The following is a 23,042-nucleotide window of genomic DNA, read 5'->3' as shown; positions in this document are numbered from 1 at the left end:
CCGGTGACTGCGCCGTTACATCTCGGTTACTCGAGCGTCAGATCCAGCTCAGGCAGAGCGGGGCACAGGACGCGGCGAGCGGCCCGGCCAGGGCCACCGCTCGCTGGATCTGTTCCAGCACATCTTGAAAACTCACCGGTTTGAGGCTGTATCCGATGCCGGGTCTAGCGACGATCTGGACGCCGGCCTGGGGACCGAGCTTCTGGCGCAGCCGCTGGATGAACTTGCGCAGCGTCGAGCGGTCGACTGCTTCACCCTCCCAGACGGCCTCGATCAGCTCCTCGACGGGCACGATCCGGCCCGCGCGGGCTGCCAGGGCGTGCAGCAGCCGGAACTCGCGCGGCGTCAGAGCCAGCGGCCGATCATCGACCAGCGCCTCCGCCGTGTCGGGCAGGAGCACCAGACGGCCGACCCGCATCCGGCGCGCCGCCTCGGTGCGGCGCAGGAGCGCCTGGATGCGCGCCAGGTAGAGAAGCGGCTCCGGGGGAAGCTCGTAGACCTCGTCGGCGCCGGCCCGCAGCGCGATGACCTGTCGCTCCGATTCAGCGTGCTCGTCGCACAGCGCCACCAGCGGCCCGGGCCAGGCCTCGCGGATTTCCTGGATCAGCCGGGCAAAGTCGCGAGGATAGGCAGCCAGATCGACGAACACGAGCTCGGCGGTGTCCAGTCGCTCGACGGCTTCGTCGAGGTTAGCGACCAGGTGCACCCAGGCGCTGTCCCAGCGGCTGCGGAGGATGCGCCCCAGCAGCGTGGCGAGCTGCTGATCCTGGCTGAAGAGCAACACGTCCATCCCCAACCCCCTCCCCGAACCTGAATCGGATCGCTTATGCAGAGCATGGGTCGGGTTGCTGCCCCATTCGCCACGCCGTCGATCGTTTGCCCGCGAACCCTGAAATTCGATTAGACGAACGACAACTCCCCTATGTCGCGTTAGTATCTGTGTCACACATATTGTTACTCGGACCTGAATCGTTTGTCACCAGGGTAGTGATCTCCCGGGAACACAGTGGTTCCCGCCGGGCTCGCTCGCCGGAAATCGACGGCGCGTCCGGAGGGTGGACCGCGGTGTGCTGTAGGGCCGACCGGCCGATCTCCCCTCTCCTGAACCTCCGAGAGGGGGACGCACGCCCACGCGAGCTGTGGGACCGCGCCACCTCGTACGGCATCAGGCCCCTCTACCGCGCCTCGCGGGAGCGGGAACCGAAGGTATAGTGAGCGGGAGGCACGGGAGAACCGTGCCCAGAGGGCAGGTGAGCGCGGGTGGTGTAGCTGCTCAGAGCCGGACGCGCCCCACGCCGTCCACGACGTCGATGACGGTGCCGTAAGCCGCCGCGAGCACCGCCATCCAGTGGAGGATCTCCTCGCCGACTACAGGTCGATCCGCCACTCGAGTTCCCGGTCGAACGGGTAGATCGGCCGGGGGAGCTTGCGGTAAGCCGCCGGGTCGAGCCGCGGGTTGGTGATGCCCGGGGTGTCCACCTCGATGATCTCGTGGGCGATCGGCCCGAAGGCGGCCCGGAAGTGGACTGAGGACTTGACGGCCAGGATCTGCTGCGCCGTCGGCTCGATCCCCTGGCTGCGGAAGATCCCGAGGTCGGTCGGCTGGTAGCGGTGCGTCGTGACCACGACCAGCACGCAGCCATCACGCTGGCCGCGCAGCTCGAGCACCGCCGTCGGCCCGAGGTCGACGGTCATACCAGTGCTCATCGGGCCGGTGTGGGTGAAGCGGCCCTCGGTCAGCCGCACGACCCGGGCGGTGACCTGGAGCGGCCGGCCGTGCCGGTCGTCCGTCTTGCCTCCGAGAGCCACGGTAATGACTGCTCCCTCGCCGGCCGCCCGCGCGGCCTCGACCACCTCGGGATCCCGGATCGGCGCGAGCGCGGCGCGTTTGGCTCCGAGCCGTAGCAGCGCCTCCAGCAGCACCGTGCCGTCGGCCGGGGCGCCTCCTCCAGGGTTGTCGCCGATGTCGGCCAGCACGACCGGCCCCTCCGGAGCGGCCATGGCCCGCCGTACTGCCTCGTCCACCGGCGTCGGCTGCACGACGAACTGCTCGCGCCGGTTCCAGATCTCCTGCGCCAGTCGTGAAGCGGCGCGCTGGGCCTGCAGGCGATCCCCCTCGGCGGTCACGATCACGCTGAAGCCGGTGATCGGGATGTCGGCCCAGGGGAAGCCCGGCAGGTAGCTTACGTTGAGGATGCCGCTCTCGTTTTCGATGTCACGGGACAGGTGCTTGACCCCCAGCATCGGCTCGGCGTGGGTGTACTGCCGCTGGAGCCCAGCTAGCAGCGGGATCTTGACCAGCGCGGAAGCCGGGCGCACGCCGCCGCGCACGATCCGGGCCATCAGCAGGCCTGCCTCGTAGCCCCGCTGCCAGGTATCGGTGTGCGGGTACTCGTCGTAGGCGACCGCGACGCTCACCAGGTCGACCATCTCCTGCGAGATGTTGCCGTGGAGGTCGAGCGTGACGACGATGGGTAGCTCCGGGCCGACGACCTCCCGCACACGCTGGAGGATGTAGCGCTCGCCGTCGTCGTCCAGCTCCGAGACCATAGCGCCGTGGAGCGCCAGCAGGACGCCGTCCAGCGGCCCCTCGGCCAGCGCCCTGCGCAGCCCCTTGCAGAGCCGGCGCGTCAGCTCGATCGTCGCGTCCGCCGTCACCGGTCCGCCCGGCACTGCCGAGGCCATGAGCGTCGGCACGACGGTAAAGTGGCAGTCGCGTGCCGCATCGATAAAGCCGCCAGGGCAGGTACGAGTACCGGTGTACTGCTCGACCAGCGCTGGGCCCTCGGAGAGCGCGCGTTGCGCGAAGTCGTCGAGCGTGGTCGGCACGACGGAGAACGTACTGCTTTCGTGGCTGATGCCACCGATGGCGATCCGCATCGAACCCCTCCCCCTGTTCGCACGGCAGCCCGGCCCACGCCGGCGTTGCCGGCCCTACTCCCGCTGCCGCGGGTCGAGCGCATCCCGTAACCGACCAGTCATTTGCAGTGCGGCGAGAGCCGTGGACAACGCGCGCTGTGCCCGCTCGGCGTCTGCCGGTTCCGCCGGCAGCGGCCGGTAACGCGCGGCCTGATACAGCCGCGTTAGCTCGTCGAGCGGCCCGGCTACCCCAGGCAGCCGCTCGACCAGCAGCCGCTCGTACTCCTGTGGCGTCTGCGCCGGGCGACGTCCCAACCCTACCCGGCCCGCCTGCCGAAGCAGCCGGCGGTACGCCAAGCGGACACGGAGCGTGTAACGCCAGCGAGGATCTCCTCGTAGCGCGTCGAGCGGATCTTGCCGCCCGGATCGACGGCGCAGCGCCCGGCGCAGGCGACGGCGCAGCCCGTCGAGCGAGGGTGGCCCTTCGAGCACCAGCTCGCGCACCTCTGGCGTCGGCACCCGCCAGCGCCGGCGCCGCCGGTAGACCCAACGCCCGAGCCAGGAGACAACTGTGGCTAGGATCAGCCCGGCCAGCAGATAGCGCACGGGATCGGCCACCTGGATCTGGAGCCGTACCGCTTCGTGGAGCCGGCTCAGCGGTTCCAGCCACCAGCCAGCGCGGCCTCCGGTCAGCGAGCGCCCGAGCCCTTGCCGCTCGAGAAACCAGAGGATCGGCAAGATGAGGATGAACGTGAGCAGAGCGAGCAAGAGGATGACAACCCGGAACAGAAGCCCAATCAGCCACAGCACGGGCCAGAGGATCATCCAGAGCAGCTCGAGAACTTGACGGTTGACAATCCCAGCCAGGAATATGGCGAGGAGCACAATCCCAGCCAGCGCGCCCGCCACCGCCAGCAACCAGGTACCGCCGAGGGGACCACTGCTCCGGAGCGCCTCGAGCCGCAAGCGCGCGAGCGCGATCCCAGCCAGCGCCGCAGTCACGAACCAGAGCACCGCCGCCGGCAATCTCAGTCGAATCATTTCCTCCGGCGGCGAGGCGATCAGTGCCAGTACCAGGCCTCCGGCAAGCAGCAGGCTCCCCCAGCGGAGCACCTCGTAGGTCGACTCGAGCGACGGCTCGCCACGCGCCCGCCCCCGCCACCAGGCATAGCCGACGACGGCGACCACGCCCCAGGCCGGCCGCTCAGCCTCGCTCGGGCGGAGGATCAGAGACCGGCCAAAGCCCGCGACCCAGTCGCCGTCCAGCCAGGGAGCGGATGGGAACATCGCGAGCTTGCTCGCCAGCAGCAGCGAGAAGCACACCGCCACGCTGAGCACCACCTCGTAGGCGCCGCTACGCACGTAGAGCGCCTCCAAGAGCCGTGGCAGCGCATAGCCAGCCAGCAGCAGGCCGACCAGCAGTAGCGCTGGGAAGGGAGCATGCGGCACCGCCCTGCCTGGGAGCAGCGCGCCCACGTAGACGTAGACGATTGCCGCCTCGGCAAGGATCAGCATCGCGGTCAGCGACTCGATCCGCCAGTCAAACGCCGGCCGGGGCAGAGCCAGCGAGGAGAGTCGGGCTCGTCGCCGCCTCGCCGTCACGGCAGCACCCTCCCGCCATCGACCGCGAACACGTAGCGGTGCCGCCCAGCCCACTGTGGTCCTAACAGGTTCTCAGGCAAGCGGTGCACGTACAAGCCAGGGAGCGCGGGCGTGTCATAATCTCCGATCTGGAGCAGCATCACCTGCCGGCCCTCGTCGAGCAACCGGGTCAGCACGGCCTCCAGCGAGTCGGTCATCAGCGCCGAGATCACGACGATCGTGCTTCCCCAAGGAAACTGCCGTGCCTCCTCCCGCAGCAGGCGAGGAAAGCTGCTCGCTGCGAGCGGGGTGAGCTTCGCCAGTCCCTCGAGGATGGCTTCAGCCTGACGGGGCCCGCGGCCGGGCCGGATACGCAGCGGCTGATCCGAGCCGGACAGCACGCCGTTGGCATAGATCCCCACGAGCCAGCGACGGGCCAGCCCGTCAGTCGCCAGCGAGGCCGCCGCCACGATCGCGCTCTCGGCCCGGACGTAGTCCATCCCCTCCCAGTAGCGCTCGAACGTGTCCAGGTTGAGGAAGATGCCGACCTGCACGGCGGCCGTCGGCTCGAAGACTTTCACCTGAATGCGCTGCGCGCGGGCGGTGGCCTTCCAGTGGATCGTGCGGAAGCTGTCTTCCGGGTGGTAGTCCCGCACGCCGATCGGCCGGGTCGGGTCGGTCAGCAGGTACCGTTGTAACCGGGTCTCGCCGAACGGATAGCGTGCCGGTAGCCCCAGCTCGCCCAGCGGTACGCGCCGGGGGTAGACGAGGAGCGGTTGCGAGACCGCCCGCCGCTCGCTCCGCGCGAAGAAGCCGAAGAGATCGCCAGCACGTAGCTCGGCAGGCCCGACGACGAACGCGCCCCGCTCGGGACAGTCGAGCGTGAAGGTGAGGCGCACCCGCTCGTACCAGCGCAGCGCGGTCGTCAGATGCAACGCGTTCATCCCGTACCACGAGCTGGGAACGACCTCGAAATCGCGCACCCTGAGGCGGTCGGAAATCTGGAGCGTCAGGTCGAGCCAGGGCACCGGACGCCAGCTCCGGTTGACCAGCGAGACCGCCAGCACGACCGACTCGTCGGGGAAAACGCGGCTCTCGGAAAGGGAAACCGTAAGATCGACCGAGTCAAGGCTCGAGCGCGCCCACAGCCAGCCGACGACGGCCGCGGCCAGCACCGCAGTGGCCAGCAGCGAGAGCGCCGGCTGGCCGGCCAGTACGCCGGCGACGAGCAGGATGCCGGCTCCGTAAAACCAGAGGGCGGAGAAAAAGCGGCTCTCGACCGGCCCTTGCCCCTCGATACGGAGCTTCGAGCGAAGGGCTCGCAGGGCCTGGATAAGGGCCGTGATACTCATAGCTGCTCGACCGGGACGTTGACCGTCTCGACGATCTCTTCGAGAAGCTGCCGGGCGTCGCGCCCACGCAGCCGCGCCTCCGGACTCAAAATGATCCGGTGCGCGAGGACTGGAGTGACCAGCTCTTTGACGTCGTCGGGGAGCACGAAGTCGCGCCCTCGGATCGCTGCCAGCGCCTGCGCGCAGTGGAAGAGGGCGAGCGTGCCCCGGGGGCTTACCCCCAGCTCGATCGCCTCGTGCCGCCGGGTCGCCCGCGCAATCTCGGCAATGTACCAGCGCAGGTCGTCCTCGACGTAGATCGACCGGCAGGCCGCGGCGGCGCGGAGCAGCTCCTCCGGCGTGGTCACCGGCTCCAGCTCGTCCAGCGGGTTCCGCTCCTGGAAGCGGGCTAGCATCGCTACCTCCTCGGCCGGCTCCGGATAGCCGATGACGATGCGGAGCAAGAAGCGGTCGAGCTGGGCCTCGGGCAACGGGAAGGTTCCTTCGATCTCGACGGGGTTCTCGGTCGCCAGCACGAGGAAGGGGCGCGGCAGCGGTATGGTCTCGCCCTCGATCGTCACCGTCCGCTCCTGCATCGCCTCGAGGAGCGCCGACTGCGTACGGGGGGTTGCGCGGTTGATCTCGTCGGCGAGCAGGACGTTCGTGAACACTGGGCCGGCCCGGAACTGGAACTCCCCTGTCCGCTGGTTGAAGAACGTCAGGCCGGTGATGTCCGACGGAAGCAGATCGGGCGTGAACTGGATGCGCCGGAACTGCCCGCCGATGGAGCGGGCAACCGCCCGAGCCAGCGTCGTCTTGCCCACACCAGGCACATCCTCGATGAGGACATGGCCCTCACAGAGCAGCGCGACCAGGATCAGCTCGGTGACAGCATCCTTGCCGATGATCACCCGGCCGACGTTCTCGATCACCCGCTGGCCCAGGGCGGCGACGGTACTGATCACGGCAACGCGCTCCCCCTCGCCTAATGTGTCTCGATACGCACAATTGTACTTTCCCCGGCAGCGAAGTATCGTTCACACAGGCAGGAAAACAAGAGGCTCCTGTTCCCGGAGGGCGCCCTCCGGAGGCCACGCGAAAGGCTCCGTCTCGTGACAACCGCACGCTGGACACCGAGAGCCATTGCTATCGTCGGGATGGTCGCCAGCGCCACTGTCGCCGGCATTGCTGGGGCGACCCTGGTGGCGCCACTCGCCCTCGCGGTACCCGAGCGAGCGGTATGGCCGCTTGCGATCGGGTTCGGTACGCTGCTGGCGGCGCTCGCCGCCGCCTGGGCCGCCAACCTGCTCGATCCAGCTCGCGCGCGGAGCCGGCTCCCGGCAATCGTCGGGCTCGCCGAGGGAACCGCTGTGGCCGTCATCGTCGTTGGCTTCGTCCTACCCTGGCTAGTTGGGATCTCCGACCTGTTCACGCTCATCGCCAGCGTTACCGGAGCGCTCGGCTTCGGAGAGACCGCCTTGCTGGCGATCGTGGTCTTGATGGCCGCCATCGGGATCGTCGCGAGTCTCATGACCGCTCGCCTCCGCAGCCCCTCCAGGTCACTGCGCCGGGATCTCGCTCTCTCGCTGGGCCTGCTGGCCCTCGGGGTACTCGTGGTCGTTGGTGGTGTGACGGTTACCTGCTCAGTGACATCCTGCGTTGCGTGACGGCGATACGGCGGTAGTACGGGCCGGACGCGAGCGGAGGAAGCAAGTGAGTAGAGGGCCAGCGGATTGGCTAGACCGGGTGAGGAGGACTGACGGGAGCCAGGTACAGCGGGCCGCGCTGCTCGGCGTCTTCTTCGGATCAGTCCTGTGCCTGGTCGTCTTCCTCTCTCTGCTCTTGCTCGGGCTCCTCAGCCAGCTTCGCTGAGCACCCTCGAGCGATGTCGTGCCAGACTGCGAGGAATTTGCCGACATCCGCACGTGGCGCCCGGACAGGATGGACACCTCCCAGGCGCCGCGTGCGGGGCGACAAGGGGAACACGGGAAGGCTCGATCGATCGTTTATCTCCGGCCGCTCTCGCCGGGGAGCTCATTCGGTCACGATGACCTTCCCTCGCATGTCTCGGGGATGGAAACTGCAATCGTACTCGTACTCGCCAGGATCGTTGAACGTGATGCTCACCGACTCTCCCGGCGCGGCTACCTTCTCCACGCCGCTTCCATCGAGCAATCGCACCGAGTGGGTAAAGTGGTCACTGTTGTGCCAGGTCACCGTCGTGCCGGCCTTGACCGTGATCACCGGAGGATCGAACCGGTAGCTCGGCGGCATCTCCACTCGCGCCGTCGCGACCGGCGTGCTGCCGGCGCTCGTTGCCGTGCGACAGCCAGCCAGCCCGAGCGCGAGCGCGAGCACGATGCCCGCGATCCAGGCAACGCGCCGCACCGATGCCCCTCTCTCGGTTACGAGGTCGCCTGCGCCCGCCGCGCCACCGCCACTCGCTGGACGGCGCTGGCGAAGATGAGAATGAAGGCCACCAGGTCCAGCACCTCGGCGAGGGTATGGGCGAACAGGATCACCGTCCAGTTGAGGTGATAGCTCATGTAGATCAGCTCGGCCACAGCGTAGAGGGTGAAGGCCCATCCCAGCGCCCGTACCTGCGCGCCGAACGCCCGGTAGGCGAAATAGGCCCCGATAATGAAGGCGACCAGGTGAACCAGGATGAAGAACGCTGGCGGCAACGCGTTGACGAAGCTCCCGATCGGCATCTCGCATCGCTCCTTCCGTACGGCACGCTCACCGTGACCTCACCGACACCCTGGAGAGCGGCCTCATCGCCGTTCTACATCGTTAGACGCGCTGGCCGGCGGAACCTTACCCCGCTGCCTGCGCCGTAGCTGCTCGCCCCGATCCGGCGCCAGGCCAATCAGCACCAGTCCAGCGACCGACAGTGCCATCCCGGCGAAGCTCACCACGTGGCCGGCCTCCCCCAGGGCAGCGACCACACCAGGCGACAACCCAATCCAGCTAGCCGGTACGGTATGGGCCACGAGGTCGATCGCCCCACCGACGACCAGAAGGGAGAGCCCGATCAGCAGGACGGGCGGAAGCACGCGGCCCTTCGCCAGGGCAGACCATAAGCTGGCCCGGACCGGCCGGCGGCCCGATCGATACGTCACGTCTCACGTCCTCTCTGCGCGACCCGGCTCTCGATACGGGCACCGCCGATTCGCCGCCCCAGCCTGTGCTCTGCCTGTTAGAGGCGGTGGCACTGCGATTCTTACCGGCGGGCGCTAATCCCCACTCCGCCGGGCAAGGTCTAGCTACCGGATCGGTGAGCGATGTTCCCCTTGGATCACCGGCAGTCCCAAGAACCGCTGTGAACTGTGCGTGGACGCATCACTGCCTCTACCGCCGAGGTACCGGGCTGGTGGTCGAACGCCCGGGCGGCGGCCGCGCAGCGCATCTCGACCCGCTCGTCAGGAGCGTCGGGAAACGCGGAACCGTGGGGCTCGAATCAACATAGGGACACAGGAGATCGCGGGCGAGCTGCCGGTACGTGCGGCGCAGCCCCCGCAGGGGTATTCGCGACGCATGCAGCCTGGATCATCGCGATAGCGGCGAACCCTCGGCACACGCGGCGGCACGTTCGAGCAGTAAGGCCCGCTCACGGGCATTGCGCGTGAGCGAGGCTGCCCGCTCGAACTCCATCCGCGCTTCGTCCAGACGGCCGAGCTTGGCCAGTAGATCGCCCCGCACGCTCGGCAGGAAGTGGTAATCGCGAAGCGATGCTTCTTCGATTAACCGGTCCACTGCCTCTAGCCCAGTTGAGGGGCCATACGCCATGGCGAGGGCAACCGCCCGGTTCAGCTCGACGACGGGTGATGGCGCCACCTCGACTAGCGCATCGTACAGCGCGGCAATTCGCGCCCAGTCGGTCTCTTCTGGCGCCCGCGCTCGCGCGTGACAGGCGGAGATGGCGGCCTGTAGCGTGTACGGCCCCAGGGCGCCGCCCAGTGCTTCGGCCCGCCCCAGCGCCGCAAGGCCACGACGAATCAGGAGCTGGTCCCACCGCCCGCGGTCCTGGTCCAGCAGCAGAACCGGCTCCCCGGTTGGCCCGATCCGAGCGCGGAGGCGCGACGCCTGGAGCTCCATAAGTGCTACCAGTCCATGGACTTCCGGCTCTCCCGGCATCAGCTCGGCGAGGATCCGCCCCAGCCGGAGCGCGTCCTCGCACAGCGATGGCCGCATCCACTCATCCCCGGCGGTCGCCGTATAGCCCTAGTTGAAGATCAGGTAGATCACGGCGAGCACGGACGACAGCCGGGCAGCCAGCTCCGGCCTCGTTGGGACCTCGAAGGGGACACATGCCGCCCGGAGCGTTCGCTTGGCACGGACGATACGCTGGGCAAGCGTCGGCACCGGGACGAGGAACGCTCGCGCGATCTCCTCAGTCGTAAGGCCGCCAACGAGGCGGAGCGTGAGCGCGACGCGTGCCTCGAGCGAGAGAACCGGGTGACAGCAAATGAACATGAGGCGGAGCACATCGTCCCCCACCGGATCGTCCATCGCCTCTGCCAGCTCTGGAGCGGTCGCCTCCTGCTGGGCTTCCAGTTCACGGCCTAGCTTCTCCTGCCCGCGCTGCACTCGCTGAGAGCGGCGAAGGTAGTCGACAGCACGGCGTTTCGCCACAGTCATGAGCCAGGCACCGGGATTGACCGGGGTGCCGGTCCGCGGCCACTGCTCCAGGGCCGCGACGAGCGCGTCCTGCGCGAGATCCTCGGCTAGATCCACATCACCCACCATCCGGGTGAGACTAGCGACGATCCGGGCAGACTCCATGCGCCAGACGGCGTCAACGGCGCGATCAGTGTTAGAGGCTGTCACCCGAACTCCGCATCCTGCTCGAAACTGTCTAAACGTCGCCGCTGCCTGCGCCACAACAGCCGGGTCGGCGGACCACTCCCTCGGGTAGAAGGTGCGGCGAGATAACCCGCGCATTCACGCGCAGGTGGCTGCCTCCACGTCGCAGCCGCCCACCACCCGCAAGGCAGCCAGTGCGATACCAGCCCCGCTGCCAGGTCAGGCGGGCCCGACCAGAGGCCGGTTCAACTCGGTGCGCCAGTCAGCCGGGTCCGGGCTAGTGTCCGGACCGGTCAGGTACCGCTCCCAGACATCAGGGCCCGGCGTATATCCCTGGGCCGCAATCCAGGCATCGAACTCTGCCCAGGCAACGCCGAGCTCTTCATAGTCACCATGGTAGACGGTCTGCGCGACCCGGCCGGCGGGAAGCCAGCCCGGCCTCACCCGGCCTTCCGCGGCGACAGCCGTCGTGACCGGCAGCCCGACTTCGAAGTCGAAGACGTCCGGGTCCAACCGCAAGTGGTGCGTGAACCATGGCCCCGCAGGCGCAATGCCCTGCGCGGTTACCACGTCGAGTAATTCCTGGAATGCCGGCCCCATAACGTCCTGGATCTCGTCCCGTGAAACCGTGAGGTGGATGACGGCAGCCATCTGGGCTTCCGTGTCGACAATACGGGGTGTCTCGATCATCAGCAGCCTCCTGCTGGCCGGCTTCCGGACCGTTACCATGCCTGGCAACTAGGCCGAAAGACAGCGTCTGGGCCTGGCGGCGTCAGCACATCCCAGGCGAGGAAAGCCAGGCCCCCAACCGCGTCGTGTTACTGACGGCGTTCGATTTGAGCCCGCATGCGCTCCTCGGCCTCTCGAATCTCGGGCGTGACGGCCTCACCGAAGTCTTCTGTCTCCATCACCGGCCGGATCTCCACCTCTCCTTCCCGGAAAGGCGCGCGCTTGAGCCACTCCACCGCCTCGTCCAGGGACGATACCTGCCACAACCAGAATCCCGCGATCAGCTCCTTCGTCTCGGTGAACGGCCCATCGATCACTGTACGCTGCTCACCGTCGAAGCGAACCCGCTTGCCCCTGGAGCTGGGATGCAGTCCCTCACCAGCTAGCATCACCCCGGCGCGCACCAGCTCTTCGTTGAACCTAGTCATGGCAACAAGGTCCTCCCGCGTGGGGAGCGTCGCTGCCTCCGAATCCTCGTTGGCTTTGACCAGAACCATCACTCGCACGGTGAGTATTCCTTTCCGTCTCTGAGCCGGGACCCAGCGCCTATCCGATCGGGCACCGGCTACACCACGTCTCTACATAGACGTCGCACAGGGAGCGGCCGGATCGACACGCTGCCGATCCGAATTCGCCCGACCGGCCGACACCAGATCCTGCGCTTCCTTCCAGGCAAGAAACGCCTCCTCGAGCTTCCGGCGTCCGGCCGGTGTCAGCCGAAGCGGCCGCTCCCGTGCGTCTTCGGCAGGTGCGATCTCGACCCATCCCCTGCGCTGGAGCAGCGCCGCGCTCCGGCTGAGCGTGGTGCGATCCAGTACCAGGAAGGAGGCGAGTTCAGTTATGGGAGTCGGTCCCTTCAAGGCCAGGGCAGCGAGGATCGAGAACTGCGTCGCCCGTAGGCCGTGCGGCCGCAACTTCTGCTCGTACAGCCGGGTAAGGGCCCGCGCGTACCGCCGCGCGGCCAGGCAGTAGCACTCTTGCGTCGCTGTGAGATCGATCTCGGCGTCCATGGAAACCAGTGTATATACACGTACTGAACCTGTCAAGGCATCTCGGTGAGCCCACCCCTTCTCTCACGAGCGGGAACTGAGGGGGAGCGCGCTTTTCCCCTGCGGGCGGATTGCACGGCGGCACACGGATTGGCGTCCCGGCGCGGGCGGCAGAGAGGTAGTGTGGTCAACCAGTGGCGCGCGCGAAACCAGTCGCCATCGGCAGCGTGAAGTGTATGCTCGTGCCCTCGCCGGGGCGACTCTCGGCCCAGCGCGGCCACCCTGGGCCTCCACAAGCTGCTTGACGATCGCCAGGCCCAAGCCGCTACCACCCTGATGGCGACCGCTGCGCTCGCTGCGGTAGTACCGATCGAAGATGTGGGGAAGCTCTTCCGGAGCGATGCCGGTACCGGTGTCGGTCACCGCGACCTCGATCTCACCGCCGGTTGCCCGTGCCTCGACGACGACCACGCCCCCGTCGGGAGTGTGGCGCAGCGCGTTGTGCAGGAGGTTGTTGAGCACCTGGCGCAACCGGGTACGGTCGGCCAGCACCATCGGCAGATCAGGCGGCACCAGGGACCTGACGCTGATTCGGCCATGCGCCAGCGCCAGCGCCCGGATGGCCTCGACAGCTTCCTGCGCAACCGAGGCGAGCGAGATGCTGGTCGGCGCGAGCGGTAAGGCTTCTTCCTCCAGTCGCGTCAGCGTGAAGAGGTCATCGACGAGGTCATCGAGCGTCTCGGCCTCGCGTCCGATGATCTGAAGCGTCTCTCGCAGATCGGCGCTGCCGTTCTGTGTCGACAGGCGTTCGAGCTGAGTTTCGACATGCCCGCGGATCACCGCCAGCGGTGTGCGCAGCTCGTGCGAGACGTTGGCCACGAATGCGCGTCGGCGACGCTCGATCTCCTGCAAGCGTTCGGCGAGCAGGTTGAACCGTTCGGCCAGGCGTCCCAGTTCGTCGCGGGAGGTGACCGCTACGCGGCGCGAGAGATCGCCCCTCGCCATCGCCTCGGTTGCCTCCTCGAGCGCCGCCAGCCGCCGCCCGAAGCTTCGGGCCAGCAGGAACCCGGCACCACTCGAGAGCAGGCCGGCCGGTATGGCCGCGGTGAGCAGCAGCGCGATCAGCGAGACCGAGATCGCGACGACGACGAACGTGAGCGGCACACCAGTCGATCCGAGCTCTGGTGGCCGGGTTCGCAATCCTAGCGCCCCGATCACCCTCCCTTCCTGATCGGTGATCGGGTAGGCAGACACGAGCATCTGGCCGCCTCCGGCATGCTGCATCAGCGGGCCGAGACGACTGATGTCACGCTCGCCGGCTAGAGCAGCCTGGAGCACGCTCCCCAGCTCGGGCGGATCGAGCGAGGCCAGCGGGGTGCCGGTCGTCGCCCGGGGAATGCCGGAAGCGGCCAGCACCGTGCCATCCGGAGTCGCCAGCACGATCCCGGTTCCGGGGTTGAGGCTGCCGCCGAGTGGCCCGCTCCCGGTGTATACCTCCGGCTTAAGCTGCTCGAGCAGCGCGGTCAGCTCGTCCGTATCCCCTGATGCGAGGTGTTCCCGCATCAGGGTAGCGAGGATGCGCGTCAATTCAGCCATATCGGGGTCGTAGACGAGGCTCGGACCGCTGTTGCGAGTGAGACGGGAGGACACAATCGAGAGGAGTCCCAGGAGGGCGATCAGCAACACCAGTGTCAGCAGGACAACGACCAGATGCGAAGCAGCCAGCTTCCAGCCCAGGCGGGTCGCGAACCGCTCCCGCATCGAGCCGACCCACGCCCGTGCCCTGCCCCAAGGCTTCATGGCTCGCCCTCCCGGCGCTCGAACCGGTAGCCCACGCCCCACAGCGTGGTGATGCGGTCGCCCGGCGAGCCTGGGCCGCCCAGCTTCCGGCGCAGTCTCGCAATGTGCGTGTCGACCGTTCGCTCGAGCCCCTCGTAGTCGCTTCCCCAGACGCGATCCAGAAGATACTCCCGGCTGAACACGCGGCCGGGGTTTGCCGCCAGCAGCCGCAGGAGCTCGAACTCCTTCGCAGTCAGATGGACTGGTCGGCCGCCACTCACGACTTCGCGCGTAACCGGATCGATCCGGAGATCTGGGTAGACGATCGGCTCGTCACCCTCGCGCGTCCGCGAATGCTCGCGGACGAGCTCCACGCGCCTCAGTATGGCGTTGACACGTGCGACCAGTTCCCTCGGAGAGAACGGCTTGGTGACGTAGTCATCCGCTCCCAGCTCGAGGCCGACCACTTTGTCCAGCTCGGTCGACTTGGCCGTCAACATGAGGATCGGAGTCACCATGGTACGTCGTACGCGCCGGCAGACTTCCAGGCCGTCGAAGCCAGGCAGCATCAGGTCGAGCACGATCAGATCCGGCCGCTCCCGCTCCACCAGCGCGACACCGCTTGGACCATCGAATGCCAGGAGCACCGTATGTCCCGCATTCTCCAGATGCGTCCGCAGCAGCGCTGCCAGTTCCCGTTCATCTTCGATCACAGCGATGGTCGCCACGGTGCACACTCTCCAGTGGAGAGACATTCCCTCAACTCGAATCAACCATATACCGCAGGCCAGCGGTTTCCCGCGTCTCCCCGCCACTCCGCCGGAGCGTGGAGAGACACCTCGAGGGCGCGGAGTGGTCCCCGCGCCCTCGAGATCGCGCCTACGCGGCGCTGCGAACCTCGATGTCCCGGCGACGGAAGACCAGCAGTGCCGTGGTCACGTACAGTGCCATCCAGTCGAGGATGACCAGCACCGCATGTGTCTGGCTGAGTGTGCCTTGCGGTACCTGAACCGTGCCGAAGCCGTTGTACTGCATCAGCGCCTGGGCATTGACCAGCAGGAGATAGTCCGCGATCGCAGCGAGCGCCCCACCCAGCATGTCGAGCACGAGTGCTGCCAATGGCTCGACGAACGTTGCCGCCAGGGCAACACCGACTCCAGCCGCCTGGGAGCGCGTGACGACGGTGATCGCGAACGCCATCGCGACCTGCGCCAGCAGCGGCAGCACCGTACGTGCCATCATGAGGAGCACGTCTCCCACCCAGGGACCATCGATCCCGCTCGCCATGATCGGCCGATCGAGCAGCCATGCCATCGGTACCGCTGCTCCAACCACGATCACGAGAGGCACCACGGTATACGCCACCGCCGCTGTACTGAGCGCGATGAGCTTAGCCGCCAGGAAACGGCTGCGCGGCACGCCTGAGCCGATAATGGCGCGCAACGTTCCCCAGCTATACTCGCTGCCCATCGATGCCGCCGTGAGGATAGCCAGCAGGAACGCGCCGAGCCCGGCAATGAAGTTGAGCGCATCGGGAATGGTGTTCGGCAGCGTTGCCGAGGCAAGGATGCGCTCGCGGATCTCCGGCTCGACACCGGCCTGACTCGACCAGAAGACGGAGAACGCTGTCCCTGCCAGCCGCAGCCCGACGAGCATTCCCAGCATGATCCAGGTCATCCGCCGCTTGCGCAGCTTCAGTAGCTCCATTCGGATGAGCGTTCGCATTGGACATCCTTTCTGTCTCACTCCCGCGGCCATGCGCGTCTCCCGCGAGCGCGCCGGCTAGGCCACCCCTCGACCACCGGGCGTGGTGGAAGGCCCGGTCACATCCAGGAAGAACTCCTCCAGCGTGCGTGACTGCACCCGCAGCTCCCCAACCGCGATCCCGTGCGCGTGCAGCAGCGCGCTCAGCTCGAACTGCCGCTCCGACGGCATCGTCAGCAGCAACAGATCGCCTTCCTGTTCGATCCGCTCGATCCACTCGACCTCGCTCAGCAGCTCGATCGCGCGAGGCGGGTCATCCACCCGCAATGCCGTCCGCGTTCGCTGAGCCAACAACTCCTCGACATCCCCCTCGGCCACGACCTGGCCTTGCGAGAGAATCACGACGCGATCACAGACCTGCTGCACCTCGTACAGCAAGTGGCTGCAGAGCAGGATCGTCTGGCCCTCGGCCGCGAGCCGCAGGATGAGTTGGCGGATCTCGGCCATGCCCTGCGGGTCCAGCCCGTTGGTCGGCTCGTCGAGGATCAAGAGCTCGGGCTGGTGGAGGAGCGCGCCGGCAATCGCCAACCGCTGTCGCATCCCGAGTGAGTACGAGCTCACTCGTTCCCGCTCACGTCCGGTCAGCCCCACAAGCTCCAGCACCTCAGCGAACCGCCGCTCCGGCACGCCACCGCGCGCCAGCGCGAGCACCCGCAGGTTGTCGATTCCTGAGAGGTACGGGTAGAACGACGGCGACTCGATGATCGCGCCGACTCGCCGCAGGGCACGCTCTCTCTCGCGTGTGGCATCGACGCCGAGGATCTCGATGGTCCCGGCGTCGGGTCGCACCAGGCCGAGGATCATTGCGATAGCTGTGGTCTTACCAGCACCGTTGGGCCCCAACAGGCCCAGCACCTCACCGCGCCTCAGTTTCAGCGCCAGCCCCTGGACGGCCACGCGCCGCCCATAGCGTTTTGTCAGACCCTCCACGCGCAGGACGGTGTCCAGGACTCGCTCGTCCCTCGTGCCCCTGCCCCGAAGGACCGCTCTCCCGTCGGTCATGACCATCTTGTAGCCCTCCTTACCGGTCGAACCGATCGCGCGGCCTCGGTCACCATACGCGGGGTGGGCCCTTCCCCTGCGCACCCTACCGTCCGCCTTGCGATCCTCAGGCTACGGGAGAGGGTTGACAGGCAATTGTCGGATTTGTCACAGGAATGTGAACTGGAGAGCCAGTCAGGAAGAAGACCGAGACAGCGGGATCGCCGCTCAGGCGGAAGGTCGCTGCTGCCGGAGCTGGCGCAGCAGCTCCTGGCGGCCGGGCAGCCCGCCGGCGGCCTCCAGGCGCGCGAGTTCGCGCAGCGCCTCGTACTCCTCGAGGCACTCGCGGCAGACAGCCAGATGCTGGCGCAGGGCCGGCAGCTCACGGGCGGGGTCGGCTCCGGCAAGCTCCCGATCGACGTAGATCGGCACCAGGTCGAGACAGGTGCTACAGTCGATCTCGTCGTCTTGCGTCAGCGCGATCGCCTCGAGCAGTTGCTTCACCCGATGGCTCGTTTCCTTCAATGCTGGCTCCTCTGCCGTTTAGGCGCGCTGCGCGCCGCGATCTTACCGCCGAGCCGCCTAGCGCCGCTCGAAGGCGGCCAAAGCCTCCGCCTCGGTGAACCCATGGGCCAATAGGGCCCGCTTGAGGCGCTTGCGCGCATCGTGCAAGAGCTTGTAGACGGCGTCCTTGCTGGTATTCAGCTCCTCGGCCAGTACGACCAGTGGCTTGTCCTGGAAGAAGCGGCCCACTAGCACCTGCCGCTGGCGGGGAGTTAGCTCCTCCCGGATCACTCGGGCAATCAGCCCCCAGACCTCGTCGCGCTCGGCCGCAGCGACCGGGTCGTCAGCAGGATCGACCGGGTGCGGCAGGGCCTCGTGCTCTGTCGGCAGCGGGCGCCGCCGCCAGGCGCGACGACGGAACTCATCGGAGATCAAGTTGATGACAATGCGATACGCCCAGGTGGTGAACCGGCTCTGGCCGCGGAAGGTATGGAGCTGGCGCAGGATAGTGGCGAGTGCCTCCTGCGCGAAGTCCTCGGCCAGCGCCTCCGGGTCGTCCGCGCCGAAGGCCTCGAGCGAGTACCCCTGGTGAACGAGGTGGGCTAGGGCTGCGCGCACCAGGAGATCGTGCAGTTCCCGGGCGGCTGCATCTCCCTCTGGGCCGCCGGCCAAGAGTCTCGTCACCAGGTGCTCGGCGCCGCCCTCAACCACGATGCTTGCCGGCTCCTCTCGCACGCGCTGCCTGATTCTATCAGAGCTGCCGCGTGCCGGATCACCCGGCAGGCACATGGTCTCGGCGCTCGTCCATCGCGCCAGATCGCGCTAGCATTCGTCCCGGTGGTTCACCTACCTGGATGCGGGAGGGAGGTAGTCGATGTCCAGGTTCTTGGTACGCCTGCTCGCCCGCCTGCTGCTCGGATGCCGGCTCCCGATTACGCAGGGCCGGCTGGCCGTGCCCGGTCTCCAGCAGCCGGTCCTCATCCGCCGCGATCGCTGGGGCATACCGCACATCGCCGCCCAGACCGACGCGGACGCCTGGTACGCGCTCGGCTTCTGCCAGGGGCAGGACCGGGCCTTCCAGCTCGAGCTGCTGCGCCGCGTGGTTCGGGGCACGCTGGCCGAGCTGCTCGGCCCGCCGGCGCTGCCGATCGACCGCCTCTCGCGCCGGATCGGCTTCCGCCACACCTCCGAGCGCCAGCTCAGCGCGGTGGCACCCGAGCTGCGTGCCCTGGCCGGCGCCTTCGTCCAGGGAATCAACGCCGGTATGCGGTATGGGCTCAAGCGCCGCCCGCACGAGCTGGTGCTGCTGCGCAGCCGGCCCGGGACGTGGGACCTCGCCGACGTGCTGGGCATGGTCAAGATCATGTCGTTCTCCCTGGCCTCCAACTGGACCTCGGAGCTGGTGCGGCTCAAGGTGCTGACCGAGGACGGGCCCGAGGCCCTGCGCGCGCTCGACCCGAGCTACCCGGAATGGCACCCGGTGACCGACCCGCCCGGCGTCGAGGCCGGCCCGCTTCTCGATCGCCTGGCCGAGGAGCTCGAGCGCTTCGCCGCGCTCGTCCCGGCGGGCGGATCGAACAACTGGGTCATCGCCGGCTGGCGCACGGCCAGCGGCCGTCCCATCCTGGCGAACGACCCGCACCTCGACCCGACGCTGCCGCCCTACTGGTACCTGGCACACCTGCAAACGCCGGACTGGGCCGTCGCCGGCGCCGCGCTCATCGGGACTCCAGCCATCGCCGCCGGGCATAACGGGTTCGCGGCGTGGGGCGTTACCGCGGGACTCTCCGACAACACCGACCTGTTCCTGGAGGAGATCGGGCCCGATGGACGCTCGATCCGGGAGGGCGAGCGCTTCGTCCCCTGCGCGCTCCGGCACGAGCGGATCGAAGTCCGAGGCTCACGAGCCGTCGAGGACGTGGTTCTCGAAACGCCGCGTGGCCCGATCATCAGCCCGATCCTCAGTGGCATCCCCTGGGCGCTCTCGCTCCGGGCCGTCTGGCTCGACCCGTTGCCGATCGGCGGCCTGCTCCGGCTGCACCGGGTGCGCTCGTTCGCCGAGTTCCGCCAGGCCCTAGCCGAGTGGCCGCAGATCCCGCTCAACGTCGTCTACGCCGATGTCTCCGGGACGATCGGCTGGCAGCTCGCCGGCCAGGTGCCGCGACGGCGCCGCGGCAGTGGCCTGATCCCGCAGCCTGGCTGGCTACCCGGCGCCGGCTGGGAGCCCGATCTGCTGCCCGCCGACGCGCTGCCCTGGTCGGAGAACCCGGCCGCCGGCTTCATCGCCACCGCGAACAACCGGCCCCGACGCGAGGGGGATGGCCCGTTCCTCGGGGCCGACTACCTCGACGGCTACCGGGCTGCCCGCATCGCCGAGGCGCTGGCATCGCGATCTGATTGGGATATCCGGAGCACCCAGGCGCTCCAGCTCGATGTCCTCTCCATCCCCTGGCGCGAGCTACGCGACATCGTGCTCTCGATCGAGACTCCTAACCCAGCAGCGAATCGCGCCCTGGCCCTCTTGCGCGACTGGGACGGTCGGGTCACCGCTGGCTCGCCCGCCGCCAGCGTCTTCGAGATCTTCCTCGCTGAGATGTGCCGCCGAGTAGCTGCTGCCAAGGCGCCGCGCAGCGCGAACTGGGTACTCGGCCTGGTGTTCGGCGGCCTCACCGACGGGTCGAGCTGGAGCATCCGGCGTACCGGCCACCTGGTGCGGCTGCTCCGGACCCAGCCGCCGGGCTGGTTCGATCGCCCCTGGGCTGAGGTGATCGCCGAGGCACTGGCGGCGGCTGTCCGTTACCTCGAGAACCGGTACGGCCCCCGGCCGGCAGCCTGGGCCTGGGGACGCGTGCGCCCGCTGACGCTCCTGCACCCGCTGGCCGACCCGCTGCGCGCCCCGCGGGTGCTGCAGATGCTGTTCAACCTCGGGTCGTTTCCCTGGGGCGGCGACGCGAATACCGTCTCGGCCGCCGGCACTACGCCGCTCGACCCGACCGGACCGGTGACCTTCATGGCGTCGCTGCGGCTCGTCGTCGACGTCGGCAACTGGGACGAGACCGGGGTGGTACTGCCTGGTGGGCAGTCGGGGAATCCACTCTCGCCCCACTACGCCGATCAGCTTCGCCTCTGGCGGCGCGGTGAGGGACTCCGGCTCGCCTGGACGCCTGAGGCCGTCGCCCGAGAGACGGTCGCCACCCTCGAGCTGGTACCCGAAGGCACGCAGCAAGCACATCGCCCGCACTGACCGCCCGGCAGGGAAGGCTACAGCGCGGCGCACGACAGTACCGTAGGGGCGAATGATCATTCGCCCCTGCGGAATGGTAGAACAGTCGCAGCGCCTCTGATGACCCCGAGAGCGCCCTTCCCACATGACAGGCTGCGTCCGGGAACTCGCGCCATCCTGGCTGGCGGAGAGACTTGCCGGGGCATGGTCGTTCCTGTCCCCGCCGCCCGGCAGCGCGACGGCCGGCGTGCTACCATGACTTCGCCGGGGAGAGGAGACGGGCCATGACGATGGTCGAGGAACTGGCAGCCTTCGCGGTGCGGGCCAGCTACGACGACCTCTCGCAGGCAGCCCGGCAGCAGCTTAAGAGCCGGATTCTCGACGCGCTCGGCTGCGCTATCGGCGCGCTCGACGGCGCGCCGATCCGCGGACTGCGCCAGCACCTGGAGGACTTCGGAGGCCGGCCGCTGGCATCGCTCATCGGCGGGGGCCAGACCACGCCGGACCGCGCAGCCCTCTACAACGGCGCCCTGGTTCGCTACCTGGACTACAACGACAGCTTCCTGGCGCCCGGCGAGACTTGCCATCCCAGCGATAACTTGAGCGCCGTGCTGGCGGCCGCCGAGTACGCTGGTGCCAGCGGCCGTGAGCTGCTCGCGGCGCTGGCCGTCGCCTACCAGGTCCAGTGCCGGCTCTCGGAGGTCGCCCCGGTGCGGGCTCGGGGCTTCGACCACGTGACCCAGGGGGCCTACGCCGCGGCCGCTGGCGTCGCCCGGGCGCTCGGACTCGACGCCGCGCGCGCGGCGCACGGGATCGCCATCAGCGGCACGGCCTTCAACGCGCTCCGCGTCACCCGCACCGGCCGGCTCTCGCACTGGAAGGGGCTGGCCTACCCCAACACCGCCTTCGGAGCCACGCATGCTGTCTTCCTCGCCATGCGCGGGATCACCGGGCCGCTGGAAGTCTTCGAAGGCAACAAGGGCTTCATGGACGCGATCGCTGGCCGCTTCAGCATGGACTGGAAGCAGGAAGACCTCGAGGCCGTCCGGCGCACGATCCTGAAGAAGTACAACGCCGAGATTCATTCACAGTCCGCGATCGAAGGACTGCTAGAGCTGAAGGCCGCCTCCGGGTTTCGCGGCGAGGAGATCGAGCGCATCGAGCTCGACACATTCGACGTCGCTTTCCACATCATCGGCGGCGGCGAAGAGGGAGACAAATACCACGTGCGTACCAAGGAGGAGGCTGACCACAGCCTACCCTACATGCTGGCTGTCGCCGCGCTGGACGGCCAGCTCGGCCCGGAGCAGTACGCGCCGGAGCGGATCGCGAGCCAGGACGTGCAGTCGCTGCTCCGCCGCGTGGTGATCCGGTCCGACGATGAGCTCAGCCGGCGCTTCCCGGCCGAGATGCCTGCTCGGCTGCAGGTCGTCCTCCACGACGGCCAGGTCCTCTCGGTCGAGAAGCGCGACTACGAGGGCTTCCATACCCGCCCGATGTCGTGGGAGCGTGTAGTGCAGAAGTTCGAGCGGCTGGCCTCGCCGTTCACCGATGCCGGCCAGCGCCGGGCGCTGGTGGAGGCGGTGACCGGGCTGGAGGCAGTGAACGTGCGCGATCTCACGCGACTCTTCGAAGCGATCGGCAAGGAGGGAACACGATGAGCGCTATCGAGCAACAAGAGCGAGCATTCTCGTTCATCCGGCTCAACGAGCGGGGGAGCAAGCCCCGGACCCGCGGGATCACCGAGATCCGTGGCCCCTACTACACACCGATGGGCAAGCGCTATCTCGAGGACATCTTAGAGACCATGGGCGCCTGGGTGGATAGCCTGAAGTTCGCTGGCGGATCGTTCGCGCTCATGCCACGCGATCGACTGGCCGAGATTATCGAGCTCTGCCACCGCTACGACGTCCAGGTCTCGACCGGCGGCTTCCTCGAGCGTGTTCTCCTCCAAGGGCCGGAGGCGGTCGACCGTTACGTCGAGGAGTGCCGGGAGGTCGGCTTCGACATCGTCGAGATCTCGGCCGGATTCATCACGCTGCCGACCGACGACGTGCTGCGGCTGATCGAGCGGGTGCAGAAGGCGGGACTCAAGCCGAAGCCGGAAGTCGGCATCCAGTTCGGAGCTGGCGGGGCCAGCGCAGTCGAAGCCCTGGAGGCTGAAGGCACCCGCGACGTGGAGTGGGCCATCGCGCAGGCCAGGCGCTACCTAGATGCCGGGGCGTGGATGATTATGATCGAGTCGGAGGGGATCACCGAGAACGTCCGGACCTGGCGCACCGACGCAGTGGCGAAGATCATCAACGCGCTCGGGTTGGAGCGAGTGATGTTCGAAGCTGCCGACCCGCCTGTCTTCGAGTGGTACATCAAGAACTACGGCCCCGAGGTCAACCTGTTCGTCGACCACAGCCAGATCGTGGAGCTGGAGTGTATGCGCTCAGGCCTCTGGGGCACCTCCAGCCTGTGGGGCCGGGTGCTGACCTATAAGGGGTGATC

Annotated in this window: 22 protein-coding genes and 1 pseudogene; 5 read left to right on the top strand and 18 right to left on the bottom strand. The window is 67.9% G+C overall.

Annotated elements, in window-relative coordinates:
• Nucleotides 1–37: 37 nt before the first annotated feature.
• The 5 genes from NET02_RS01290 to NET02_RS01270 all read right to left on the bottom strand — a co-directional run bounded on the left by NET02_RS01290 (nucleotide 38) and on the right by NET02_RS01270 (nucleotide 6,736).
• The gene (locus NET02_RS01290) at nucleotides 38–790 is read right to left on the bottom strand and encodes a response regulator transcription factor (protein ID WP_284055560.1); all 753 of its coding nucleotides are present in this window, start codon (nucleotides 788–790) and stop codon (nucleotides 38–40) included.
• A 578-nt stretch (nucleotides 791–1,368) separates the two neighbouring features.
• Complete coding sequence (locus NET02_RS01285) at nucleotides 1,369–2,880, bottom strand: M81 family metallopeptidase (protein ID WP_284055559.1); 1,512 nt, start codon at nucleotides 2,878–2,880, stop codon at nucleotides 1,369–1,371.
• A gap of 54 nt (nucleotides 2,881–2,934) precedes the next feature.
• Complete coding sequence (locus NET02_RS01280; protein ID WP_284055558.1) at nucleotides 2,935–4,461, bottom strand: DUF4129 domain-containing protein; 1,527 nt, start codon at nucleotides 4,459–4,461, stop codon at nucleotides 2,935–2,937.
• Complete coding sequence (locus tag NET02_RS01275; protein ID WP_284055557.1) at nucleotides 4,458–5,792, bottom strand: DUF58 domain-containing protein; 1,335 nt, start codon at nucleotides 5,790–5,792, stop codon at nucleotides 4,458–4,460. Before NET02_RS01275 ends, NET02_RS01280 begins: the two co-directional genes overlap by 4 nt.
• Nucleotides 5,789–6,736 carry an AAA family ATPase gene (locus tag NET02_RS01270; RefSeq protein WP_284055556.1) on the bottom strand — a complete coding sequence of 316 codons (948 nt, stop codon included), beginning with the start codon at nucleotides 6,734–6,736 and terminating at the stop codon, nucleotides 5,789–5,791. The genes NET02_RS01275 and NET02_RS01270 overlap by 4 nt, the downstream gene beginning before the upstream one ends.
• A 147-nt stretch (nucleotides 6,737–6,883) precedes the next feature.
• Here NET02_RS01270 and NET02_RS01265 point away from each other — a divergent pair, with 147 nt between their 5' ends.
• Both NET02_RS01265 and NET02_RS01260 read left to right on the top strand, forming a co-directional pair.
• A complete protein-coding gene (locus tag NET02_RS01265) occupies nucleotides 6,884–7,438 on the top strand; it encodes a hypothetical protein (RefSeq protein WP_284055555.1) in 555 nt (184 codons plus the stop codon).
• Between the two features lie 46 nt (nucleotides 7,439–7,484).
• Entirely contained in the window at nucleotides 7,485–7,643 is a 159-nt protein-coding gene (locus NET02_RS01260) for a hypothetical protein (RefSeq protein WP_284055554.1), read from the top strand.
• A 162-nt stretch (nucleotides 7,644–7,805) separates the two neighbouring features.
• Here the strand turns inward: NET02_RS01260 and NET02_RS01255 are convergent, their stop codons facing one another.
• The 13 genes and pseudogenes from NET02_RS01255 to NET02_RS01190 all read right to left on the bottom strand — a co-directional run bounded on the left by NET02_RS01255 (nucleotide 7,806) and on the right by NET02_RS01190 (nucleotide 18,034).
• Nucleotides 7,806–8,159, bottom strand: a complete 354-nt coding sequence (locus tag NET02_RS01255; protein WP_284055553.1) for a cupredoxin domain-containing protein — start codon at nucleotides 8,157–8,159, stop codon at nucleotides 7,806–7,808.
• Nucleotides 8,160–8,176: 17 nt separating this feature from the next.
• On the bottom strand, nucleotides 8,177–8,482 hold the full coding sequence (locus NET02_RS01250) for a hypothetical protein (protein WP_284055552.1): 306 nt from the start codon (nucleotides 8,480–8,482) through the stop codon (nucleotides 8,177–8,179).
• A gap of 63 nt (nucleotides 8,483–8,545) precedes the next feature.
• Nucleotides 8,546–8,893 carry a hypothetical protein gene (locus tag NET02_RS01245; RefSeq protein ID WP_284055551.1) on the bottom strand — a complete coding sequence of 116 codons (348 nt, stop codon included), beginning with the start codon at nucleotides 8,891–8,893 and terminating at the stop codon, nucleotides 8,546–8,548.
• 427 nt (nucleotides 8,894–9,320) lie between these two features.
• A pseudogene (locus NET02_RS16545) lies at nucleotides 9,321–10,601 on the bottom strand (RNA polymerase sigma factor).
• A 195-nt stretch (nucleotides 10,602–10,796) separates the two neighbouring features.
• Nucleotides 10,797–11,267 carry a GyrI-like domain-containing protein gene (locus NET02_RS01230; protein WP_284055548.1) on the bottom strand — a complete coding sequence of 157 codons (471 nt, stop codon included), beginning with the start codon at nucleotides 11,265–11,267 and terminating at the stop codon, nucleotides 10,797–10,799.
• A 128-nt stretch (nucleotides 11,268–11,395) separates the two neighbouring features.
• Nucleotides 11,396–11,812: a YciI family protein gene (locus NET02_RS01225; RefSeq protein ID WP_347710984.1), complete on the bottom strand. Its 417-nt coding sequence runs from the start codon at nucleotides 11,810–11,812 to the stop codon at nucleotides 11,396–11,398.
• Between the two features lie 72 nt (nucleotides 11,813–11,884).
• A complete protein-coding gene (locus NET02_RS01220) occupies nucleotides 11,885–12,316 on the bottom strand; it encodes a MarR family winged helix-turn-helix transcriptional regulator (protein WP_284055547.1) in 432 nt (143 codons plus the stop codon).
• 63 nt (nucleotides 12,317–12,379) lie between these two features.
• The gene (locus NET02_RS01215; RefSeq protein ID WP_284055546.1) at nucleotides 12,380–14,095 is read right to left on the bottom strand and encodes a sensor histidine kinase; all 1,716 of its coding nucleotides are present in this window, start codon (nucleotides 14,093–14,095) and stop codon (nucleotides 12,380–12,382) included.
• Complete coding sequence (locus NET02_RS01210) at nucleotides 14,092–14,802, bottom strand: response regulator transcription factor (protein WP_284055545.1); 711 nt, start codon at nucleotides 14,800–14,802, stop codon at nucleotides 14,092–14,094. The genes NET02_RS01215 and NET02_RS01210 overlap by 4 nt, the downstream gene beginning before the upstream one ends.
• Nucleotides 14,803–14,953: 151 nt before the next feature.
• A complete protein-coding gene (locus NET02_RS01205) occupies nucleotides 14,954–15,799 on the bottom strand; it encodes a DUF2705 family protein (protein ID WP_284055544.1) in 846 nt (281 codons plus the stop codon).
• Between the two features lie 57 nt (nucleotides 15,800–15,856).
• On the bottom strand, nucleotides 15,857–16,846 hold the full coding sequence (locus NET02_RS01200) for an ABC transporter ATP-binding protein (RefSeq protein ID WP_284055543.1): 990 nt from the start codon (nucleotides 16,844–16,846) through the stop codon (nucleotides 15,857–15,859).
• Nucleotides 16,847–17,047: 201 nt separating this feature from the next.
• Complete coding sequence (locus tag NET02_RS01195) at nucleotides 17,048–17,323, bottom strand: hypothetical protein (RefSeq protein WP_284055542.1); 276 nt, start codon at nucleotides 17,321–17,323, stop codon at nucleotides 17,048–17,050.
• A 78-nt stretch (nucleotides 17,324–17,401) separates the two neighbouring features.
• Nucleotides 17,402–18,034, bottom strand: a complete 633-nt coding sequence (locus tag NET02_RS01190; protein WP_284055541.1) for an RNA polymerase sigma factor — start codon at nucleotides 18,032–18,034, stop codon at nucleotides 17,402–17,404.
• 163 nt (nucleotides 18,035–18,197) lie between these two features.
• Between NET02_RS01190 and NET02_RS01185 the strand changes: the two genes are divergently transcribed.
• From NET02_RS01185 to NET02_RS01175, 3 genes are all read left to right on the top strand, one after another.
• Complete coding sequence (locus tag NET02_RS01185; RefSeq protein ID WP_284055540.1) at nucleotides 18,198–20,567, top strand: penicillin acylase family protein; 2,370 nt, start codon at nucleotides 18,198–18,200, stop codon at nucleotides 20,565–20,567.
• 263 nt (nucleotides 20,568–20,830) lie between these two features.
• A complete protein-coding gene (locus NET02_RS01180) occupies nucleotides 20,831–22,207 on the top strand; it encodes an MmgE/PrpD family protein (protein ID WP_284055539.1) in 1,377 nt (458 codons plus the stop codon).
• Nucleotides 22,204–23,040, top strand: a complete 837-nt coding sequence (locus tag NET02_RS01175; protein ID WP_284055538.1) for a phosphosulfolactate synthase — start codon at nucleotides 22,204–22,206, stop codon at nucleotides 23,038–23,040. Before NET02_RS01180 ends, NET02_RS01175 begins: the two co-directional genes overlap by 4 nt.
• Nucleotides 23,041–23,042 lie beyond the last annotated feature (2 nt).

The organism is Thermalbibacter longus (genome assembly GCF_023806485.1).
In the GTDB taxonomy this organism is placed as follows: Bacteria; Chloroflexota; Chloroflexia; order Thermomicrobiales; family Thermomicrobiaceae; genus Thermalbibacter; species Thermalbibacter longus.
The sequence above is the reverse complement of the archived record's forward strand: the minus strand, read 5'-3'. Positions and strand labels throughout refer to the sequence as shown.